At 45.2% G+C, this 394-nt stretch carries 1 protein-coding gene; it reads right to left on the bottom strand.

The features are described from left to right. Nucleotides 1–394: Ig-like domain-containing protein (locus QTN47_RS28020; RefSeq protein WP_369332764.1), on the bottom strand; the 394-nt coding region annotated here is incomplete at both ends.

The raw sequence follows: 394 nt of genomic DNA, 5'->3' as shown, positions 1-394 counted from the left end.
CGGCTGTTGAACTTGTTGCGGTTAGTAGTTGATCTGAACCTTCACATACAGGTGTCATTGCAATAGTGGGCACAACAGGCATTGGATTGATCGCAACATCTACTGCGGCAGATTGGGATGTACAGGTATTTAATGTTGCTGATACACTGTAGCTGCCATTTGATGCTACTGTTGCTGCTTTAATTGTGGCCTCATTATTATTTACGACCAGCGGTGTTGGTCCTGACCAGTTATAGGTTACACCGGCTGTTGTACTTGTTGCTGTCAGAAGTTGGTCTGAACCTTCGCAGACAGTTGTCATCGCAATAGTGGGCACTACAGGCATTGGATTGATCGCAACATCTATTGCAGCTGATTGGGAGGTACAGGTATTTAAGGTCGCTGATACACTATA

The organism is Danxiaibacter flavus (assembly GCF_041060425.1).
Lineage (GTDB): Bacteria > Bacteroidota > Bacteroidia > Chitinophagales > Chitinophagaceae > Danxiaibacter > Danxiaibacter flavus.
The sequence above is the reverse complement of the archived record's forward strand: the minus strand, read 5'-3'. Positions and strand labels throughout refer to the sequence as shown.